This is a genomic window from Psychrobacter sp. CCUG 69069 (assembly GCF_021023115.1).
Taxonomy (GTDB): domain Bacteria; phylum Pseudomonadota; class Gammaproteobacteria; order Pseudomonadales; family Moraxellaceae; genus Psychrobacter; species Psychrobacter namhaensis.
The window spans coordinates 14,865-36,614 of record NZ_QQAI01000003.1 but is presented as its reverse complement, the minus strand read 5'-3'; the positions used below and the strand labels follow the sequence as shown (position 1 = coordinate 36,614).

Sequence of the window (21,750 nt, the reverse complement as noted above, 5' to 3'; positions counted from 1 at the left end):
TATTAGCAGGCTTACCCCTATTCTACCGTAGCAATAACTGACTGCCACGGTACGCCCGACAAGACCGCTCTAAAATATCTATAAGATTCTGTCCACCATTTATCCGCAAATCGATTAAGAGCCCTTAACTTTTGAGCCACTGTCTTACCTACTATCTCGTTTATATCATCTTCCACGTCATATCGTTTTCACTTAAACGGTGATAATTCAGCTGAGGATAGGCGGACAGATCTAGCGCTTGTAAGTTGTTTAATGCGGTTAGCAGTGCCTCATAGTAAGGCTCGAGCATAGCAAACTGTGCGGGGGTGGTATGCTGGATATTTAACAAACACTTGTCTTCTAAGTCTTGACTGGCCTGACGTAACTGCGGTACCCCAGTATAACGACTACCGCCCAATATACGATGGGCAATTTGCGCCAGTGTATTACGATCACGCGCGATCCACGCTTGGGTTAGGGCTTGCTTCTCATCGTTGATCGTATCAAGCATCATAATGATAAGCTTGGCTGCTAGGTCAGGTTTGTTCGCCGACCGCGTAAGCGCATCTTGCCAGTCTAAAATGGCTAAAGTATCGTTAGCAGATCCCCCTACATTACCGCTGCTTGCATAACGATGGCTGCCTAAATCCTTTCTTTCTTGCTCAGATGCTTGTGAGTCCGTATGGGCTGTCATCGTATTATAAGCACTGGCTGCAGGGTTTTTCGGTGGGTTTAAGAGTGAGATGGTTCCCTGATTTTGCAAACGTAAACTCTCATAGCGCGGCTGAGTGTCACGCGGGGTTTCTCGTCTGTAGTCCTCACGAGGCTGACTATCACGCAAATAGTCATCCCGAATTTTTTTCAATGATAAAGGCCGCGTAATTTTTTGCTGACTTACCCTATCAGAGGCACTACTGCGATTGCTCTCCTCCCCTTTCACCAGTGGATAAGCCATCATGGTAGAGTCTGCAGGCCAACTTGAATACTTTTCAGCCTCTGCATTTTGCAAGTCCATAGTGTGCAAATCATTCTCTGGTGCGTCATTAGCTTGTAAGTCAACGCTATGTAGACTGGAATCAGGCAACACCGTTAGTTGAGGGGTGGTCGTTGTGCGTCCCAGCCATTTTTGCAGCACTTGCAGTAACTGAGGCTGGCTAATCGGCTTACCCACATAATCATTGATGCCGCTCGCGATAAGCTTGTCACGCTCATCGGCCAAGCCATGAGCGGTCAAGGCAATGATGGGGATTCGGCCATCATCGTGCTCAATATTGCGAATTTGTCTTGCGGCTTCATGCCCTGACATGCGCGGCATTTGAATGTCCATAAAGATTAAGTCAATATTGTTTTTATCCTGACTAGCGCCTTTATCGTCAAGGCTTGCCTCTTCATAAAGTGCGCTGTTTGATTTCTTGTTTATTTCATCGCGCGTTTCAGCTTTAGAGATTTGGGTTTTATTCGATAGACTCTGCTTGTCATTTTTCGTGGTTTTGATGTTTTTGGTTTGCTGTTTACTGATGATCTCGATGGCATCAAACCCACTACTCGCCGTAATCACCTGAATGCCAAGCTCGCTGAGCAAAGCATCGAGCACCAGTAAGTTGGGTAAATGGTCATCGACTGCCAGCACAGTCACGCCTGTCCAACGTGGCTCTTGCAGATTTTTTGGCACGCTGCGGTTTTGTGTATCGAGCATGGCGTAGAGTTGTCTTTTATCTAGTGGCTCATACAGTACATTGGCATGATAACGGTTTAGTAGCGCTTGATCGGCGGCCACTTGATAACCAAATACCGCAAGCTTGCCTTGATAATGGAGACGAATCTGTTTGAGGAGCGCCATCATATCGTCTTGAGTGTCATCATCAACGATGACCCAATCCCAATAGTTGCCACGCTCTTTTAAGGACTCAAGCACCCCTGGCAATGAGTTGGCTTGCGTCAATTTAATCGGTAAGTACTGCAAGCTGGCTTTGAGCACTTGGATAGACGCGGTGTGATTGATCCAAACCAACACGTTGAACTCATCGGTCTCACTGGCAAGTGGTGCCAAGACTGGCAGCTCAATCGTCTGACCAGTGGCGGCTTCTAACACATCGACATGTGCTGGCATGCGAAACCAAAAAGTGGCGCCTTGATTGGCAATATTTTCTTGGGCATTGTCATGAAACCCAATATCACCACCCATTAGCCGGGTTAATTGCTTAGAGATGACCAGACCCAACCCTGTACCGCCATATTGGCGAGTGATGGATGGATCCCCTTGGCTAAAGCTTTGAAACAGCATCTTTTGATCGGCCAGAGAAATCCCTTTACCGCTGTCTTGCACACTGATCATCAAGTAATTGTCTCGGTGATCGTCTAAGCTGACGCGCACCACCACATCGCCGCTGTCGGTAAACTTAATGGCATTGCCGACGATATTGGTCAGTACTTGTTTGAGGCGCAAGGCATCACCGTTGATGCGCATTGGCACGTCGTTATAAAACAGCACCGCCATGCGTAGACCTTTTTCCGCAGCCACTGGGGACAGCATATCGACTACATCGTAAATGGTGTCGTAAAGATCAAACTCATGGCGATCGAGTACCAATTTGCCGGCTTCTATTTTAGAGAAATCCAAAACATCATTCACGAGTGCGAGTAAGTGAGCTGAGGATTTGCGGATGGTCTGCACATATAAGTCTTGTTCAGGGTTTAATTCACCATGACGGGCCAATAAATTAATAAAGCCATCAATACTGTTTAGCGGCGTGCGCAGCTCATGGCTGATATTGGCCAAAAACGCAGACTTGGCTTGGCTGGTCGAGATTGCCGCATCACGCGCATTACGGATAGAGATGTTCTGCATCTCCATCTCATCAAAAGCCAGGCGCAAATCATCTTCGGTTTGCTCCGCATGATCCTTGAGATCCTGAAAACTTCTGTGCAAGCGGCGCAACGTTTTGACCAAATCTTGCTGTAATAAGTTAAGCTCACCATCGGACTCAACCGGAATCGGCTGATACAGATTATCGACATGGGTGCGTTGCAACTGCAAGCGTAGCTCATAGATTGGAGCGATCCAGCGTTTTGAATAGATGTTTAAACTTAGCAACAAAATTAAAATAGTAAACAACCCCGTAATCACCAGCGCCATGGCAATACGATACCGAGCAATATAGAGTGGCTCATTGTCCATATCGACGAGCAGCCATAGCCTCTGCCCTTCAAACTCTCCTAGCACACTGCCATAAGCCGTACCAATAGGCGTTGGTCTTTGCGATAAGAAGTTCTCTGTTACATCTATCGAAGGCCACGCTTCATTTAATCCATAGCCTACTGCCGCGAGTACTTGATTGTTCTCGTTAATAATAGCAATGCGCTGTACGTGCTGCTCGGATTGCATGCGTCCTAATTTATCTTGCACGCCCTCAAGTTTGGTGAGCACGGTATTATCTGCATTGTCATCACGGCTTGCTTGCGAACGCTCCTGTTCTAATAATTCAGGAATCAGCTCAGCAATCGCTGGGGTATAGCGAATCAGTACCGCTTCGGCCAACACTTCTTGCTCTGAGTTGCTGGCACGCATGGTTTCATAAAAGACCAAAATACCACCGACAGCCGCTAACACACAAATGGGCAAAAACACCAAGATGATGAGCTGACCATACGCACTACTGGTATCAAAACGTTTTTTGTATGCCATGCTAGCTTTACTCTCTACTGGGGTTTGCACTGTGTATAAATGACAGTGGTCAGTTGTGGTTGCCACTCATTAAATCTTAACGGCTGTAGGTATTTTAACAGTATTTATAAAGGTAGATACTGTCATCGCAAATGAGTGAATGGGCTGCCGCTATAGATTGTATGATTTTAACTGTCCAGCCGATATTAGACACGCCTCATTTACCAAAATCTCTTGATGCTCTCAGCGTAGCCAAAAACAAAATGATATAATGACGCAACTTCTTATTTTTTACCATTTTCTTGTGACTACAATAATATAATTGGCCACTAAATCACAGGCTTACACCGGTAGTCACGAGGTTAAGGCTTTTATTCAAAAACCAACATTAAATTTAAAAAATAAACCTCTGTTTAAAAATCAATTTTGAACCTAATAAGGATACCTTATGTCCGATACGGCCATGTCAAACGCTAACTTTATTACTCAGGTCACTGTCCTTGCCGATTGCGTCGGTCAGACACCATTGGTCAAATTGCAACGCTTACCTGAGCAAGCGCAAATGACCAACGGTGCAACATTACTGGCCAAGCTTGAAGGTAATAATCCAGCTGGCTCTGTAAAAGACCGTCCTGCTTTCAATATGATTTATCAAGCAGAACAGCGCGGTGACATCAAGCCTGGCGACACCCTGATTGAAGCCACCAGCGGCAATACTGGCATTGCCTTAGCCATGGTCGCTGCGATGCGTGGCTATCCGATGACATTACTGATGCCAACCAATTCAACTCAAGAGCGCAAAGACGCCATGATTGCTTATGGTGCAACCTTAATCGAGGTGGATGAGGGCATGGAAGCAGCACGCGATCTGGCATTGCAAATGCAAGCAGACGGTAAAGGTGTCGTGTTAGATCAATTTAACAACCCTGATAACAGCCAAGCCCATTACCTAACCACAGGGCCTGAATTATGGGCACAAACGGACGGTAAAATTACTCACTTCATCAGCTCAATGGGCACGACCGGTACGATTACGGGTGTCTCGCGTTATCTGAAAGAAAAAAACCCAGACATTAAAATTATCGGCCTTCAGCCTGATGAAGAAGCCTCGATCGCTGGTATCCGCCGCTGGCCTGCCGCTTATATGCCGGGGATTTTTGACGCCGATCTGGTCGATGAGGTTATGGATGTCGATCAGAGTGTTGCGGAAGTTTACATGCGCAAACTGGCTAAGACCGAAGGTATCTTCGCTGGAGTGTCTTCCGGGGCAGCCGCATGGGCCGCGATGGAAGTTGCTAAAGAAAACCCGAATGCCGTCATCGCTTTTATTGTTTGCGATCGCGGTGATCGTTACTTGTCGACGGGTTTGTACAATGTTGATGATAGCAATGTCGATAATAGTGCAAACGTTAACTAACGCCAGACAACACCGCCCAATATTGTTGAATCCACTTAAAAAACGTACAAAGCAACCGAGTGCAGACATACATGTCATACTCCAAGCGCAGTTAGCATCGTCACTCTTTATAGTGGATTCATTGTAAGCTTATAAATAGTCAGGACCACCTATGCCACAAGCCCTACCATCCGACCCTATCTTAGTCTTTGATATTGAGACTGTCGCTGATGTTGATGCAGCTCGCCGTATCTATCCCCAGTTGGCAGCGCTCAATGATGCAGATGCGCTAAGTGCATTGACTGCGATACGTACGCAAGAGGCTGGCCATGATTTTATGCGCTTACCATTGCAGCGCATCGTTTGTATTTCTGCGCTTTATATCAAAGAGGGTAAGTTATCGTTATTTTCGTTGACCGCAGATAAGTTTAACGAAAAAGACATTCTAGCCAAATTTTTTCGGGCGTTTAGTGACATTGAAACACTGCCTCAGCTCATCAGCTGGAATGGCTCGGGTTTTGATATTCCGGTGCTGATATATCGCGCCATGCAGTATGACTTGTCAGCCCCCTGGTTGTTTGAAGAAGGCGAACGTATCAAAAACATGCGATTTGATAATTACGTCAATCGTTTCCACACTCGCCATCTTGATTTGATGGACAGGTTTAGTCAGTACGGTGCCAGTCGCCGCGAAGCGATGGATGTGGTTGCTAGTTTGTATGGACTACCCGGTAAAACGGATGTCGATGGCAGTATGGTTGGCGATCTCGTCAGCAAGGGTGATTGGCAGACGCTATCGATATATTGTGAGTCTGATGTCATGAATACTTGGTTGATCTATCTGCGCTGGTTGCGTTTAACCGGTCAGTTGTCCTCAGCAGATTTTACTGCTTGGCAGCAGCAAAGCCATGATTATTTGGTCAACTATACCCAAGCAGACGGCCGTGCTCGCCATCAAGACTTCATTACTGATTGGTCAACTGCGCCCGACACATAAAAAACCGCGTGACAAATAGCGGCTTTTAGTGGCTTTCATCTTCATTTTTTAGTTATTTATCATTTATCATTAAGGCAGGTTTATGCAACCCACCGATTCAAAAACATCTACAACGCTTGATGCGACGCAAAAAGCCAGCGATACCCAAACGATTGCCATTCCTCCTAATAAGAAAAAGTCTAAACCCTCATCAAAAACGCGTCGTCGGCTAAAAGACGCGGAACCATTACCTTTTACAGTAGATGGCTTATCGCATGATGGTCGCGGCGTTGCCGTATATGGTAACGGCTTTGGGACAACGGACGGTCATATCGAGGACAAGCATGGCAAAAAAGTCTTTGTGAGCTTTGCATTACCCGGTGAAAGTGCGATGGTCAGACTGACCAACGTGCGCAACAGCTTTGAAGAAGGGGACGCTATTAGCATCACTGCAAACCCAAACCCTGAACGCGCCGTACCGCCCTGCCCGCACTTTGGGGTCTGTGGTGGTTGTAATTTGCAGCATTGGGAGCCTGCAGGACAGATCAATTTTAAACAGTCTGTCTTGGCTGAAATGCTCCTACATCAAGCCAATATAGCGCCTGATCATTGGCTTGAGCCAGTCGTTGGCGATCGCCTGGGTTATCGCACCAAAGCTCGTCTTGGCGTACGTTATGTCGTTAAAAAAGAGACGGCTCTAGTCGGCTTCCGTGAGCGCTCAAGTAACTTCTTAGCAGAGTTAAATGAGTGTCATATTTTAGATCCCCGTATTGGTTTTGAGATTGAAAATCTAAAAACACTGATTAGCACCTTAGAGAGCCGTGACAAAATTGCCCAGCTTGAATTGGCAATGGGTGAGCAAATACCGGAGTTACCCGATGGCGATCAACCTGTTGCCCTGATTGTGCGAAACTTGGCGCCGTTATCAGATGCTGACATTGATAAGTTAAAGACATTTTTTGCAGCGAGTCACTGGCAGCTGTATTTACAGTCCAAAGGCGTCGATAGTATTGAGCGCATCGCCTTGACGGACGCTGACGATATGAGCCAGCAGTTTGGACGCTTGTATTATCAATTGCCAGAGTACGATCTGACATTTGAATTTATTCCGACTGACTTTACCCAAGTCAACTTATCTGTCAACCGTCAAATGACCAAGCTTGCTTGTGATTTGTTGGATTTAAAAGCAGGTGAGCGCGTACTGGATCTGTTTAGTGGACTGGGCAATTTCAGCTTGCCCCTAGCGCGCCTCGTTGGGGAAACTGGCTCGGTGATTGGGGTCGAAGGTAGCGAAGCGATGACGGCACGCGCCGCTGATAACGCACGTCGCAATGGCATCAATAATACAGAGTTTTATAGCCAAGACTTGACACAAGACTGTACGGACAAACCTTGGGCCAACCAAGGCTTTGATGCGCTACTGATTGACCCACCGCGCTCGGGTGCTTGGGAGATTATGCAGTATTTGCCAAAATTTAATGCAGACCGCATCGTTTATGTGTCTTGCAACCCAGCAACGCTCGCCCGCGATACCAAAGCACTGTTAGAGCAAGGCTATCGTTTGACTCATGCTGGCGTGATGGATATGTTCTGTCATACTGGGCATGTTGAGTCCATTGCTCGCTTTGAAAAAATAGCAGTTTAATGCTTTTCTGCTTTATCTAAGCTGGCCAAAACGATAAATAGCCGTGTTTATAGCCACTAATGCTTGACCAAAATTGGGTTAAGCTAGGCTAATAAATGACGGCTCTTTATCCTGATTCACAACAGACATTACATAGGCTCGCTTGATTTGTCCCCTTAAAATGAGATAATAGCAAACAATCTTCCTATGTTTGTTGAATGAAAACTTAGTGAACGTTTGCACTCATAACTTTATATATTTTTCGCGTATTCTATAGCTGCTAAGAATCACAATTTTTAGCAGTTGTAGTGGTTTGTAGCTGACACTTTATGAGTGTCACTTCGAGGTTTTTGCGTAGTAAATGAGGTTATAATTAACTCAATATAGCTAAGAGGAGTCGGCTATGGTAAAGATTCGTGAAGGATTACCACTAGTGGATGGACAGACCACGCAAGCCGATAGCGCAGCACTAGCGGCACAACTGGTGGCGAGCCAACGCTCTCATCAGTCTGCCAACAGCTATGCCCAAATCCCCCTCGATATCAAATACCAGCTATCCACTCACAAGCTACACACCACTTTTGATCGCTCAGCATTACATGCTTTTCATAGTCATGACCCAAAACTTGAGAACGAGTATTCTGACAACCCGCTTCTAGATGAGAATAATACACTCTCAAAACAAGAGCTGGAGGCGGTTGATTTAGATCAGGTCAATATTGACATTCCGACTTGGTTAGACAATGTCGCCAAGCGTATCGGCCAAGAGTCCGTCCCTAACCTAAGCGCTGCTTGTGAGTTTATTCGCAGTCATATGAATACCAGTGAATCTGAGCGCTCAGGTGCTTATGTGACGGGTATTGGTATGACGGACATACTGACCTATCTTTATCAAGATGAAGATGCTCTTGTCGCGGCTATGCTATACCGCAGCGCGCGTAAGTCCATTATTAGTGTCGCTGATATCGAAAAAAACTTCGGTGCGGATATATCGACTCTGGTCAAAGACACCTTAGCCATGGGTAAGCTGTCTGAGATTATTGAAAGTAACAAACGCTTAGAAGACCACTTTGTAAACAATCAACGAGATCAGCTATCCAATATCTATAGCATGCTGATTTCTGTCACCAATGACGTACGCGTCGTACTGATCAAGCTGGCTGAACGTACCTTTGCCATGCGTGAGTTGACCTTCTCTAATGAAGAACGGCAAAGCCGCGTCGCACGCGAAGTCATGACCATTTATGCCCCGTTAGCGCATCGACTGGGCATCGCCCAGCTCAAATGGGAGCTTGAAGACTTAGCTTTTCGTTATCTGGCTCCCCAGCGCTATAAAGAAATTGCCAAACTACTGTCTGAAAAACGTAGCGAACGTGAGTCCTATATTCAACGCGTGCAAGACAAGCTGAACGAAGCACTGCTGGACGCCAATATCGAGGGTGAAGTTTCTGGACGCGTGAAGCACATCTATTCTATCTACCGAAAAATGAAGCTCAAAGGCTTATCGTTTGATCAGCTTTATGACATTCGTGCGCTGCGGGTCTTGGTCAATAACCCCTCAGATTGTTATCACGTGCTCGGCTTGGTACATGGTTTATGGCGTTATATTCCCGAGCAGTTTGATGACTACATCACTAACCCCAAATCTAATGGTTATCGCTCACTACATACAGCGGTTATTGCTGAGAATAAGTCACTTGAAGTGCAGATTCGCACTCATGAAATGCACTTTGAGGCCGAGCTTGGCATGTGTGCGCATGTCAATTATAAAGAAGGCCTGAAGAAGAAACAGGACAACTATCTTAATCAAAGAATCAGCTCCTTGCGTCAGCTCCTATCTATCAATAATGAAACGCGCAATCAACCGCGCTCGTCGTTACTAACAGGCGAAGAAATAGATGACATGGGGTTTGATGAAGAAGAGCAAGTCGTTGATTTTGATGAGCTCGAACGCATTTATATCTTCAGTCGTGATGGCGATATTACCGAATTGCCAAAAGGCGCAACCGTCCTTGATTTTGCCTATTACGTACATACGCAAGTTGGTAATCGTGCGCAAGCGGCTCGAGTCAATCAGCGCTATGTGCCCCTGACCTACCAGCTCAAAACTGGCGAACAAGTTGAAATTATTACCAAGGCGTCACGCGAGCCCAATCGCGACTGGCTGGTTGCGTCACTCGGTTACATCCATACCAACCGCGCGCGCTCGAAACTGCGTCAATGGTTTAACAAGCAAGATCGCGATAAAAATATCGAGATTGGCCGTCAAATGCTCAGCAAAGAGCTCGAGCGATTGTCAGTGCATCCAAACAGCATTGATTTAAACGATTACACTCAGCATTTTCATGTCAATAATACCGATGATATTATCGTTGGACTGGTCACGGGTGACATTGGTCTCAACCAGCTCACCAGCCATATTTCTCGGCAACTACATCTAGAGCCTGAGATTCCGCCAGAAAGTTTTGTGCCAAATACGGATACCAGAGACGCAGGTAAACTTGATGCGTATAAAATTCGTATCGATGGTCTGGATAATATTGAAATCAACTTAGCAGGCTGCTGCCATCCTGTGCACGGTGAGCCGATTGCTGGCTATATCACCTTGTCACGGGGTGTCAGTGTCCACAATCGTGGTTGCCCTGAGTACTTACGCCTTATAGAGCGTGACCCTGAGCGCGAAATAGAGGCGGCTTGGCGGGTTCAATCTGGCCGCTATCAACCGGTTGATATTCACGTAGAAGCCTATGATAGACGAGGATTATTGCGTGATTTGACACAGATTATTGACAAAGAAAACGTGAATATTCGTCAAGTTGAGACACTGAGCAATGATGATAATATCGCCTTTTTAAAATTTCATATCGAAGTTTCAGGATTGGCACATTTATCTAAACTCCTCGCCAAACTGGAGCAACAGCACGGTATCTTACATGCACGGCGTGCTGTCGCCTAAGTAGCCCTGCTTTACCCTACATTTATTTAAAATAGAGTTCTTATAAAAACACCATGCCTGAATTGCCAGAAGTAGAAACCACTAAGACAAGCCTTGCACCATTGTTAGGGCAACGCGTCATCGATGTAAAAGTATTTCAACCAAAGCTACGCTGGTCTATGCCCGATGACTTGGATAGCTTGGTTCATTACACATTAGACAGTGTCGAGCGTCGAGCGAAGTATTTAATACTGAACTTTCTGCCATTAGCACCTAAGGATGACAGCACTGCTGCGCAAGCAGGAACATTATTACCGCGTCAGCTCTTAGTGCATTTAGGAATGTCAGGTAGCTTACAGCAGCACAGTGACGGTACTGATACACGTAAACACGACCATTTGGTGATAGTGTTTAGTGATGTGGACAACACAAAGTCGCAGCTACACTATTATGACCCCAGACGTTTTGGCTCAGTTTTATGGTATAAGGATTATGGGACGAAGCTGTTAGATCATCTAGGCCCCGAACCATTGGCGGATGAGTTTACTGCAGACTATTTATATCAGTTCATCCAACGCACAAATACAGCTGATATAGATGACACTGATAAAATAGGCCGTAAAACCAAATTAAAGAAACCACAGCCCATTACCCGCCCCATTAAATCTGTCATTATGGAACAACAAATTGTGGTTGGGGTTGGGAATATTTATGCGACCGAAAGTTTGTATCTGTCAGGGATCCATCCTGCTACCCCTGCCCATCACCTGTCTTACGATCAGCTCACTGTGTTGGTTGCCCATATTAAGGCAATCTTACAAAAAGCCATAGCGCTTGGAGGGTCAACCCTACGAGACTTCACGGTAGCAAGTGGCCAAACGGGTTATTTCCAACAGACATTAAACGTTTACGGCAAGCAAGGTGAGACTTGTCCGCATTGTAGTACGGTACTTGAGAACATCAAGCTAAATGGCCGCGCTAGTGTTTACTGTGCCAACTGTCAACCACTCATCTAAAGGCTGTTTTAGCAATGTATGTCTATGGCACCCTAAACATGGGTAGCCTGTTATATAGTCAGATTAATATAAAAGAGATACACGGGGCTGGAATAAATTTTTTGTAGCCTCTGTCGGCTTAAGCACAGCAAGCCAGAAAATTTGTACCAGTCGCGCAGCATAGTATCGTGTATCCATTTTATTCAGTATTGACCATAATAACTAAATACTTCCGTTTAAACGTTCTGCCTTTTTTATTACGCTCGCTACATGGTACGCATTTTTGTTGCTTATTCACGTACATCTTGCTTTAATAGTGCTAACAGCTACATAAGTCGTGCAGCTTTTTTGGTTGCCTGTAATATTCAGTCTACCTATTATTTTATACTGTTTGTGCATAGCAACGGCAGCAGTCAGTAATCATACCCATTATGAATTTTAGGACATCGTTATGACGGTTAAAGCCAAGAACCAACGCTCAGTTAAACAGCAAGTTTTTACTGTAGCTGCAAGTTTAAGTTTATTGGCCGCTAGTACGCAGCCTGCCTTGGCAGCCATAGAAATTGATGAAACAGACTTTGGTCCTTCGTATGAGACTATGGTGGTGGATACGGTTGTAGGTAAGCCGCTACAACTGGTCAATGCCGTTGCTGGTACTGCCGCCTATCTTGTCAGTCTACCCTTCTCGCTTATCGGGGGTAATGCCGATCAGGCGCAGCAGAAATTATTTGTAGAGCCTTGGGATGCGATGGGCCGTTGTCTAGGTTGCACTGTTGCCGAAGACAATTATTATAAATCACAAGCCACTAATGATAATGTGGTACGTATCGTTGTTGACCAACCATCAGAGATTTTGATTAACACCAATGATTATGTGGTAGTCACTCCATAAGCGGTTTGCTCTTTTAGAAGTTTTTAAACGGTACGTATGATTTAAAAGCTGCAACTTTATCAATCGACAATAAAAAAAGGCTAACATCGCGTTAGCCTTTTTTTGTTGCTTGACTCTTATTAAGCCAAACTATTAAGCACCTTTCTTACTACGACCATGACGCTTACGCTCACTTTCGGTCAAATAGCGTTTGCGGATACGTATGGCTTTTGGCGTTACTTCCACGAGCTCATCGTCTTGAATGAATTCAAGCGCCTGCTCAAGAGTGAACTTGACAGCTGGCGTCAACGTCAACGCTTCATCAGTACCACTAGCACGTACGTTGGTCAACTGTTTAGCAGTCGTTGGGTTGACCGTCATATCATCGTTACGCGAGTTCAGGCCAACAATCATACCCTCGTAAACTTCAAGCTGTGGCTCAGCAAATAATTTACCGCGTTTTTGTAGGTTAAACAGGGCAAAGCCTAGGCAAGTACCATTGGCCATAGAAACCAATACACCGTTAGAGCGGCCACCCACATCACCGATCTTTTGCGGACCGTAATGTGAGAAGCTTGACGTCATGATGCCACTACCTGAAGTCAGCGTCAAAAACTCTGAGCGGAAACCAATCAGACCACGTGCTGGCATCGTAGCCTCAATACGCATACGACCTTTGCCATCCAGCTCCATGTTAGTCATCTCGCCTTTGCGTAGACCAACCTGCTCCATGATAGAACCTTGATGCTCTTCTTCGATATCAAAGACAACATTTTCATATGGTTCTTGCAGCTTACCATCAACTTCTTTGACAATAACTTCTGGACCTGAAACACCCAGCTCAAAACCTTCACGGCGCATGTTTTCAATAAGTACAGACAAATGAAGCTCACCGCGACCTGATACTTTAAATTTATCAGGAGATTCTGTGTCTTCTACACGCAACGCCACGTTATGAATCAACTCACGCTCAAGACGTTCACGAATATTACGTGAAGTCACAAACTTACCATCACGACCAGCAAAAGGTGAGTTATTGACTTGGAAGTTCATAGAGACAGTTGGCTCATCAACCGTTAGCGCTGGTAATGCTTCAACGTGATTAGGATCACAGATAGTATCTGAGATATTAAGCGCATCAATACCTGTGATACAAACGATGTCGCCCGCTTGTGCATCTTCTACTTCGATACGATCCAGACCATGATAGCCCATGATTTTTAGGATACGACCATTACGCGTTTTGCCATGCTTATCAATGACAGTAACTTGTGTATTGGTTTTAACCTTACCGCGCTGAATACGACCAATACCAATAACGCCGACGAAGCTATTGTAGTCGAGGCTTGAGATTTGCATACGGAATGGCGCATCTGCATCAACCTGTGGAGGCTGTACAACATCGACAATAGTTTTGAAAAGTGGTGTCATGTCATCAGCTAAATCATCGGCTTCTAGACCTGCAATACCATTCAACGCTGAGGCATAAACAACTGGGAAATCCAACTGCTCATCTGTGGCCCCTAGGTTGTCAAACAAATCAAAAATTTGATCCATGACCCAATCAGGACGTGAGCCCGGACGGTCAATTTTATTAATAACCACAATCGGCTTTAGGCCTTGCTCGAATGCTTTTTGCGTGACAAAACGAGTTTGAGGCATTGGACCATCAACCGCATCAACCACTAGAAGTACGCAGTCAACCATCGACATAACACGCTCAACTTCACCACCGAAATCGGCGTGACCTGGGGTATCAACGATATTGATACGGTATTCAGTTTCTGAAGTTTGATCTGTCCAGCGGATGGCTGTGTTTTTAGCCAAAATAGTAATACCACGTTCTTGCTCAATATCGCCTGAATCCATTGCACGTTCAGCAATGTTTGCACGGTCGCCAAAAGTACCAGACTGATGTAATAACTTATCAACCAAAGTTGTTTTACCGTGGTCAACGTGGGCAATAATTGCAATGTTACGCAGGTGTTTGATATCGTTCGCCATATAAAATGCTCGTTTCGTCTTAAAAAAATGCAGTAGCAGTAAGCGCCGCTGGATAAACTTTTATCATAAATCAGTTAGACGTTGAATACCTAAATTTGACAACGGCACAATAGGGCAGTTAATCAAACAACTTCAATATAATCAAGTATCTACACTGATTAATTCATCATACAGATAGCTATGCTAAAGTACATTCTGTCAATTTACAGAATGTTTGGGCAGCTAGTATAACATTATTGCTTCATAAATTTATGTAATAACTTGCTTATATCAATACATAAATAAAAAAAGCCACCCAATGGGCAGCTTTTTTTGTAACTTCATGTTTGACTACATAACCAATTGGCTATTACTTACTGAACAACCATGTCTTTAGTTTGTTCAACAGTCATTGTTTTGTCACCAGTGATGATGGCATAAACACGACGGTTCATAGCACGGCCTTCTTCAGTGTCGTTTGGCGCGATTGGGTTGTCATAACCATAACCAACTGTTGATAGACGGTTTGGAGCAATACCGAATTCGTTAGTTAGCATAGATTTAACGGCAACGGCACGAGCTTCAGACAGACGTTGGTTGTAACGTGCTGAAGGACCAGTTTTAGAAGCATGACCTTCGATACGTGCGGTAGAGTTAGGATACTCGCGCATCTTCTCTGCTACTTTAGCGATTTCAGGCTTGTACTGGTTTTTGATAGCTGATTTGTCGTTATCAAAGAACACACGTAGTTCCATTTTCAGCTCATCAGTAATATCTACTGGTACTGGGCAACCGCGCTCATCAACAACCACATTCATTGGAGTGCCTGGGCATGCATCGATGCTATCAGGTACGCCATCACCGTCAGAATCAAGATCAGACTCAACAACCACTACTGGCGTAGTGTCAACTACTGGCTCTTGCATTGGTGGTACTGCGACCGTAGGCGCTAAATGGCCACCCAGTACAACTTCTAGACCGGCCAAAGCCATGCCTTCCCACCAGTTGTTATCAAAGTTATGGATCGCACGAGCTTCACCACGTAGGCTTAGCGCGTCGTTGATGCGATACATAGCACCTAGACCTAGGTTACCGATAGTATCTTTAGTGCCACTAACTTTATCACCAGCCGCATCTTCGATTTCAATTTTAGACTGACCAGCACCAACCAATACATATGGCTTAAGCGCGTTGTCAGTATAACCAGTAAACTCTTCAGTACCAACTAAGAAATTACCAGAAATCATTTCTTGTTCAGCATCAAAAGAATCAGAGCCATTCTGGTCAATAGCATCAGTGTTTGATACACCATACTCCACTTGGAACTGAGTAGAAGGTGTTAGCTCGATACCTAGTGCAGCACCAGTATACAAACCATCTTCTTTATAGTAACTATCGCCTTGGCCATTGTAATTTTCTAGTAATTCAGCTTGATCATCATCAGCACCTTCACTGTAATGATAACCTAACAATAGTGGGCTAATAGTAACGCCAGCATTCGCTGCTAAAGGAGCAGCCGTTACGGCAACCAAAGCTAGAGCAATTTTATTCAATTTCATGGACTTCCTCCAAAGGATAATTTTAGTGATGCGTGAAGCAAAACCGATTTTCAAGACATTCTAAAGTAGATATCTTTTACGCATTTTAAGTTACAAAGCAAAACCAATTAAGAAGTAGCTTAGCGATTATCAATTCAGTTTACAACTTTTTTCGTTAACGAGCTACACATTATTACACGATAATGTTGTAACTAAAACACAATAACCTGCTGAAGTTACCTAGAACTAACACACCTTACGCTTTTTATCTTTTGTATGCCAGTTCACAAGAGATAGCAGACTTAACACTATCTATTGTCTGCGCTTATTTTAATATAGTTAGTAATTTTTCTCTATTACTAAAACCTTTCCTTCACTAATTGAAACATTTTTTGACAGTAGACATATATTCTGTTTATATTATATAAGTCAACATTATTTCACCCTATAGCCTAATTGTTTTTTCTTTAGATCTACACCTTGCTATGTCCTTACAAGTCTATTTAAAAATGTTTAGATGAAAAGATAACTAGAGAGACAACGCTAAAAAATGAGCTTGCTCTACTGTATGGCACCAAACTCCTTCTCATAGGTAATAAAACCTTATGACCCCGCTTGATAAGACATCGTTAAGTGATAGAAAACTCTCTACCTCTATCTTACTCATATTAACTTTAGGTAAGAGTGGTTTGGTTCGTCACAGACTTTGGCAATGTAGGACTCAGCTCTATACGGCCTTTCGCTATCATTTTACAGTGAGCCAAATTCTCTCAGTAGACATGAGCGCTTATAGGTATAAAGGAAAGCAAGGTTTTACCTTGGTTGAGCTGATTGTCACCGTAGCGGTATTGGCGATTATAATGACGATTGCAGCTCCCGCTATTCGTACACAGTTAGCGCGTATGGAAGCCAAACGTATTGAAAATCAGGTAGAAAACTCACTTACCTTGGCAAAAACGGAGAGTTATATCAGAAGACAGAATATCATTGTTTGTCTGTCTAACGCAGGTGGGCGCTGCCACAGAGACAGCGATAAGACTCTTTTATTGTTTGTAGACAAAAACGACAATAAAAATTTTGATGCTCAAACAGATTTTTTAATAAGGCAAAGCGCCTTGAACCCTAAATACGCGAAGCTAAGTTTGCGCGTAGGAGGCAGGCGTCACTACATCAAATTTTGGGGTGATAGCGGTGCCCCTAGAGGGCACTTCGGTCATATCAAATACTGTCCAACTGTGGCTTATAATAACGCAATGTATTTAATATCCTTTAGTCAATCGGGCAAGATTAAGCAAAAACTTAACGAAAACCATCCCACGCAATGTGATAAATAGTAAGATTGGCACGTATTATATTTTAGCTATCTTTGTGCATCGCACTTTTCATCATAATGACCGCTTGCTCGATCCCCACGAATATAGCATCGGCGATAAGCGCATGACCGATGTTTAACTCATAAATGCCTTCAATTTGCGCAATAGCCCTAACATTATCACGTGTCAGACCATGACCGGCGTTAATTAAAAGTTTATTATTGATACGTTGGGCAGTGACGACGGCTTGTTTGATTCGTTTTAGCTCAGCGTCTTGCACGTCTATGTTGCCTGCTAAGCCGGCCTCTGCATAAGCGCCTGTGTGCAACTCAATAGCATCTGCGCCGCAATCTACGGCGGCAGCAATTTGTGTTTCTTCGGGATCAATAAATAAAGAAACTTTACTGCCTGCAGCTTGTAACTGGCTAATATATTCTGTTAACCAAGTCACCTGCCCTGCCACATCAAGCCCGCCTTCTGTGGTCAGCTCTGCACGCTTTTCAGGGACTAAGCACACCCAAGATGGTTTTACTTTATTAGCAATTGCCAGCATCTCATTGGTTGCCGCCATCTCTAGATTCATTCTGGTGGTCAACTGCGCCGCTATCTCATACACATCTGAATCTTGAATATGACGGCGATCTTCGCGTAAGTGTATGGTGATGCCGTCTGCACCTGCCTGCTCACAGAGTAAAGCAGCATCCAAAGGGCTGGGATAGTTGACCCCGCGTGCTTGACGCAAAGTGGCTACATGGTCAATATTCACCCCTAATAAAGGTTTTCGTGAGGTCTTTTCCGATAGAGATAACGCAGAGAGGGTCATAAGAAATCCTTTTGATAACGATACTCAGTTGACTTATATGTAATGATAAAAAGGTACTATTTCACATGACCTTAATTTAACAGCGGTGCTACTCAGCAAATATTCTCTTTACTGTTGATAACGCTGCTGCTGCTGCCATAACAAACGACTTTGTAGTGGTTGATACTCAAGCAAATGATCAATCAGCTGTCGATGTAGTTTTGACCAGTGATTTAGCGTGGCTTCAGTAATGCCCAATTTTGCCATCTGGATAATGTCAGTACCCATCAGAACCGTTTGTCCAGTAGCACTCTCTAAATGCTCAGACTGTCTATTATTCTGAAAGACAGGTACTAAGCCCACGTCAGGCAAAAAACGATAACAGCAATCAGGGACGACAACATCCTCGGCACTGTCATGCGTGAGCGTGAGCGTGAGCGTAAAACCCAGCTCGTTAAATAAATGATGCTCAAACTGCCGCAAACACAACCGTAACTCATTGGCGCTTAAAGGCTGTCTAAGTTGGCGTAAACTGTTCTCATAATGCTGCCACAATACTGGCATTGGGTCTTCAGTGGGTAACAGGCGCCATAATATTTCGTTCAAATACAACGCTGAGTACTGCTGCTGACCGGTAATATTTTCATAAGGCCTAGCGCTTAATACCGCCCCTAACGTGTTAGGCCCACTGTCTTTTTGCGTCTCATCTGTCTGGGTAGTCGTTTGTGATGCGACACCAATTTGGCTAAAAGTCTTTAAATCACGTTGACCCGTAGCAAAGAGCTGTAAAGGCATAAACAGTGGTGCGCCCTTTTTTCCCACGCCATGTATCACACCATGCTGCTGAGAAAAAAGATAATACAAGGCACGCTTTTCTTGGTAGGGGCGCTGATGTAATAAATAACCGACTAACGCTTCATTACGCATTTTTTATTACCTCAGCACCGAGCCTTTACACGATTGTAAAAAGGCGGTTATTCAATCACTATCAGTATCCCAGACTGGTCAACGCACGTTCGTCATCAGACCAGCCGCGCTTCACTTTCACCCATAGTGTTAGCATGATTTTTTTATCGAAAAGTTGTTCCATATCTTTACGCGCGTCCATCCCGACTTGTTTAATACGCTGGCCTTTATCACCAATGACGATGGCTTTTTGACCACTGCGTTCGACGTAAATAGTCGCGTCAATAAACGTACAGGCCTTACGTGGACGACCTGTTTTTGGATCAGTGTGGGCAGGCTCATCCTTGAACGCATCAATCTGTACCGTTAAATCATAGGGCACTTCATCACCCGCACTACGCATGATTTTTTCGCGGATGATCTCACTGGCCAAGAAACGCTCTGAGCGATCAGTGATCTGTTCGGTATCGTAGATAGGTGCCGCAACTGGTAGATGAGACGCAATCACCTCTTGCAGGCGATCGAGGTTTTGGTTTTTTAACGCAGATACTGGCACGATATCGGCAAAGTCAAAACTGTCGTTAAAGGTCTCAATCAGCGGCAATACGCTGCCTTTATCTTTTAAGGTATCTGATTTATTAATCACCAGCACCACGGTTAAGTCAGTATCGCCAAGCTTTTGTAACGTTAGTAAATCATCATCACGCCACTGATCTGAGTCGACAACGAACAACACCAAATCCACGTCTACTAGGGCTGATACGGCGGCTTTATTCATGCGCTCATTAATAGCTCGCACTTCATTACGGTGGATACCAGGTGTATCAACAAACACAGCCTGCATCTCATGGTTTGACAAAATACCATGGATACGATGACGAGTCGTTTGCGGTTTACGTGAAGTGATAGATAGCTTTTGACCCAGTAAGTGATTCATCAAAGTCGACTTGCCAACGTTTGGTCGCCCAACAATGGCAACATAGCCAGACTTAAAATCATCAGCCATACGCGTATGACCGCTTGGGGCAAAGAACTCTTCAATTGCCATGTCATTTTCTAGCGATATATCTTCTGACTGATCGATACTCTTATTCGTTAGAGCAGCATTCGTTAGAGTCGCGTCATCTTGGTTTGGATGCGTCTCTGTGTTGTTGATCATATCGTTGGTACTGTCTTCATTATTTGATGGCACATCAGTACGATTGCTCATAGGTTAATCCTGTAGAGTTTATAACCAGCCAAACGGCACTTCATAGTGGATTGGGTATATCCGCACTAAAAAAATGACATCGTTATCGGCTGGGAAATATTTGAGGTTTTAAAATAAGTAACATTTAATATAAATAGAATAAGTGCTTACTAAAGTAAAAACCACTTAGAAAGATATCGTAAATGTAAAGTGAGGTTTGCCGCCAAATTCATACCCATTAAGAGCGCTTTTTGGCTGAACCTGGCAGTTTGTGTAATTGATTGATCATAAGCTCTGCCGCTTTTTGTTCGGCGATGCGGCGGCTCTCACCAGATTCAGTAATGTCAGGGCAGTTATTGATATTAACATGGCAACGTACGACAAAAATTTGATGCGGCGCGTTACCACGCGTTTCCATCAGCTCATAATGGGGCAAATCAAACTGCTTAGATTGTAGCCATTCTTGCAGTCGACTCTTGGCATCTTTTAATGCTTTTTGATCATTCACGCTATCAATTAAATCCCCGTACCATGAGAGCACACAGTGACGCGTAATTTCCATATCTTGGCTGTCTAAATAGATCGCTCCGATTAACGACTCCACAGCGTCCGCCAATATAGAGGCACGATTGCGACCACCGCCCTTGCGTTCCCCTATCCCCAATATGAGGTGATTAGAAAGCTCGAGGTTTTGGGCAATAATAACCAATGACTCCTGACGCACCAAAGTCGCGCGCATGCGAGTGAGCCGCCCTTCATTTTGGCTAGGATAACGATGGTATAAAGCTTCACCCACAATCATCCCTAAAAGCGCATCTCCCAAAAACTCTAAGCGCTCATAGTTTTTTTTGCTATCAAATGAGCGGTGTGTCAATGCAAGTTTTGGGAGACTCACATCATTAAACACATAGCCTAATTTGCGTGTTAATACCGTTAAACGCTGAATAAATTCTGCGCTAACAAGCGTATCGACAGACGTGCTATTTTTTTGGGAAGTAGGAACCGCTTGGGAGTGCTGCGAAGTTGGTTTCATGCGAGGCTTATGGTTATCCCTTCTGTTTTACTGGTTTAATAAGTAATCGTAGTTAGTGGTTGGTTACGAAAAAAATGAACGCTCTCTTTCGTTATTCTGCTGCTGCCATCTCGATGTCACCTTCAAAACGATTGACGATATCAACATTGCCAAAAAAGGTATTGGTGACGGCGTACTCTTTATGAATCGCCAATTGTCCCGTTTTTTTATCAGTAAAAGTAAAGACGTCTTCTGCCTTGGTGTCATAGTCACCATTGATAGATAACTGTTTATTGACCCGTTCAACGAACTGCTTGGCCGTCTCATTGTTTTTATTTGACTCTTTAAGCTGGGCGCTTAAGGTCTTGCTCAATTGATAATCGCCAATCTGAGCCGGTACGATAGCAATGATTAATTTGGCAGCAATACCCAAAACGATAATGATTAAAACGATGCTCGTCACACTAGCACCACGCTGCGTGGACAAACCAGATAATTGCTGCATTATAGTCTCTCTCTACTGGTAAATGACTGTTTTTGGATACCTAGGTGCTAGGTAATCGCTGA

15 protein-coding genes are annotated in these 21,750 nt (G+C 44.3%); 7 read left to right on the top strand and 8 right to left on the bottom strand.

Annotation, left to right across the window (positions count from 1 at the left end; translation table 11 throughout):
• Nucleotides 1-160: 160 nt before the first annotated feature.
• A complete protein-coding gene (locus DVY93_RS03235) occupies nucleotides 161-3,664 on the bottom strand; it encodes a hybrid sensor histidine kinase/response regulator (protein WP_230709063.1) in 3,504 nt (1,167 codons plus the stop codon).
• Nucleotides 3,665-4,106: 442 nt separating this feature from the next.
• Here DVY93_RS03235 and cysM point away from each other — a divergent pair, with 442 nt between their 5' ends.
• The 6 genes from cysM to DVY93_RS03205 all read left to right on the top strand — a co-directional run bounded on the left by cysM (nucleotide 4,107) and on the right by DVY93_RS03205 (nucleotide 12,461).
• Nucleotides 4,107-5,060 (top strand): cysteine synthase CysM, encoded by a 954-nt coding sequence (gene cysM / locus DVY93_RS03230; protein ID WP_198334266.1) that lies wholly within the window; start codon nucleotides 4,107-4,109, stop codon nucleotides 5,058-5,060.
• Between the two features lie 151 nt (nucleotides 5,061-5,211).
• Nucleotides 5,212-6,036 carry a 3'-5' exonuclease gene (locus DVY93_RS03225; protein ID WP_193004664.1) on the top strand — a complete coding sequence of 275 codons (825 nt, stop codon included), beginning with the start codon at nucleotides 5,212-5,214 and terminating at the stop codon, nucleotides 6,034-6,036.
• A gap of 82 nt (nucleotides 6,037-6,118) precedes the next feature.
• Nucleotides 6,119-7,660: a 23S rRNA (uracil(1939)-C(5))-methyltransferase RlmD gene (gene rlmD, locus DVY93_RS03220; protein WP_230709053.1), complete on the top strand. Its 1,542-nt coding sequence runs from the start codon at nucleotides 6,119-6,121 to the stop codon at nucleotides 7,658-7,660.
• Between the two features lie 382 nt (nucleotides 7,661-8,042).
• Nucleotides 8,043-10,595, top strand: a complete 2,553-nt coding sequence (locus DVY93_RS03215) for a RelA/SpoT family protein (RefSeq protein ID WP_230709038.1) — start codon at nucleotides 8,043-8,045, stop codon at nucleotides 10,593-10,595.
• Between the two features lie 53 nt (nucleotides 10,596-10,648).
• Entirely contained in the window at nucleotides 10,649-11,590 is a 942-nt protein-coding gene (gene mutM / locus DVY93_RS03210) for a bifunctional DNA-formamidopyrimidine glycosylase/DNA-(apurinic or apyrimidinic site) lyase (RefSeq protein WP_230709035.1), read from the top strand.
• Nucleotides 11,591-12,020: 430 nt separating this feature from the next.
• Nucleotides 12,021-12,461 (top strand): hypothetical protein, encoded by a 441-nt coding sequence (locus tag DVY93_RS03205; protein ID WP_230709032.1) that lies wholly within the window; start codon nucleotides 12,021-12,023, stop codon nucleotides 12,459-12,461.
• A 132-nt stretch (nucleotides 12,462-12,593) separates the two neighbouring features.
• Here DVY93_RS03205 and typA read toward each other — a convergent pair whose 3' ends face one another.
• Together typA and DVY93_RS03195 are read right to left on the bottom strand one after the other, a co-directional pair.
• Nucleotides 12,594-14,444 (bottom strand): translational GTPase TypA, encoded by a 1,851-nt coding sequence (typA, locus tag DVY93_RS03200; RefSeq protein WP_193006266.1) that lies wholly within the window; start codon nucleotides 14,442-14,444, stop codon nucleotides 12,594-12,596.
• 353 nt (nucleotides 14,445-14,797) lie between these two features.
• Complete coding sequence (locus DVY93_RS03195; RefSeq protein ID WP_230709030.1) at nucleotides 14,798-15,982, bottom strand: OmpA family protein; 1,185 nt, start codon at nucleotides 15,980-15,982, stop codon at nucleotides 14,798-14,800.
• A gap of 584 nt (nucleotides 15,983-16,566) precedes the next feature.
• Here DVY93_RS03195 and DVY93_RS03190 point away from each other — a divergent pair.
• A complete protein-coding gene (locus tag DVY93_RS03190) occupies nucleotides 16,567-17,295 on the top strand; it encodes a GspH/FimT family pseudopilin (protein ID WP_230709028.1) in 729 nt (242 codons plus the stop codon).
• 22 nt (nucleotides 17,296-17,317) lie between these two features.
• Here the strand turns inward: DVY93_RS03190 and pdxJ are convergent, their stop codons facing one another.
• The 5 genes from pdxJ to DVY93_RS03165 all read right to left on the bottom strand — a co-directional run bounded on the left by pdxJ (nucleotide 17,318) and on the right by DVY93_RS03165 (nucleotide 21,688).
• Complete coding sequence (pdxJ, locus tag DVY93_RS03185) at nucleotides 17,318-18,097, bottom strand: pyridoxine 5'-phosphate synthase (RefSeq protein ID WP_230709026.1); 780 nt, start codon at nucleotides 18,095-18,097, stop codon at nucleotides 17,318-17,320.
• A gap of 108 nt (nucleotides 18,098-18,205) precedes the next feature.
• Nucleotides 18,206-19,003 (bottom strand): DNA repair protein RecO, encoded by a 798-nt coding sequence (gene recO, locus DVY93_RS03180; protein ID WP_230709024.1) that lies wholly within the window; start codon nucleotides 19,001-19,003, stop codon nucleotides 18,206-18,208.
• A 61-nt stretch (nucleotides 19,004-19,064) separates the two neighbouring features.
• Nucleotides 19,065-20,030 (bottom strand): GTPase Era, encoded by a 966-nt coding sequence (gene era / locus DVY93_RS03175; RefSeq protein WP_226949498.1) that lies wholly within the window; start codon nucleotides 20,028-20,030, stop codon nucleotides 19,065-19,067.
• Between the two features lie 379 nt (nucleotides 20,031-20,409).
• Nucleotides 20,410-21,204: a ribonuclease III gene (gene rnc / locus DVY93_RS03170; RefSeq protein ID WP_193006261.1), complete on the bottom strand. Its 795-nt coding sequence runs from the start codon at nucleotides 21,202-21,204 to the stop codon at nucleotides 20,410-20,412.
• Between the two features lie 91 nt (nucleotides 21,205-21,295).
• Nucleotides 21,296-21,688: a DUF4845 domain-containing protein gene (locus DVY93_RS03165; RefSeq protein WP_226949496.1), complete on the bottom strand. Its 393-nt coding sequence runs from the start codon at nucleotides 21,686-21,688 to the stop codon at nucleotides 21,296-21,298.
• Nucleotides 21,689-21,750: the final 62 nt, after the last annotated feature.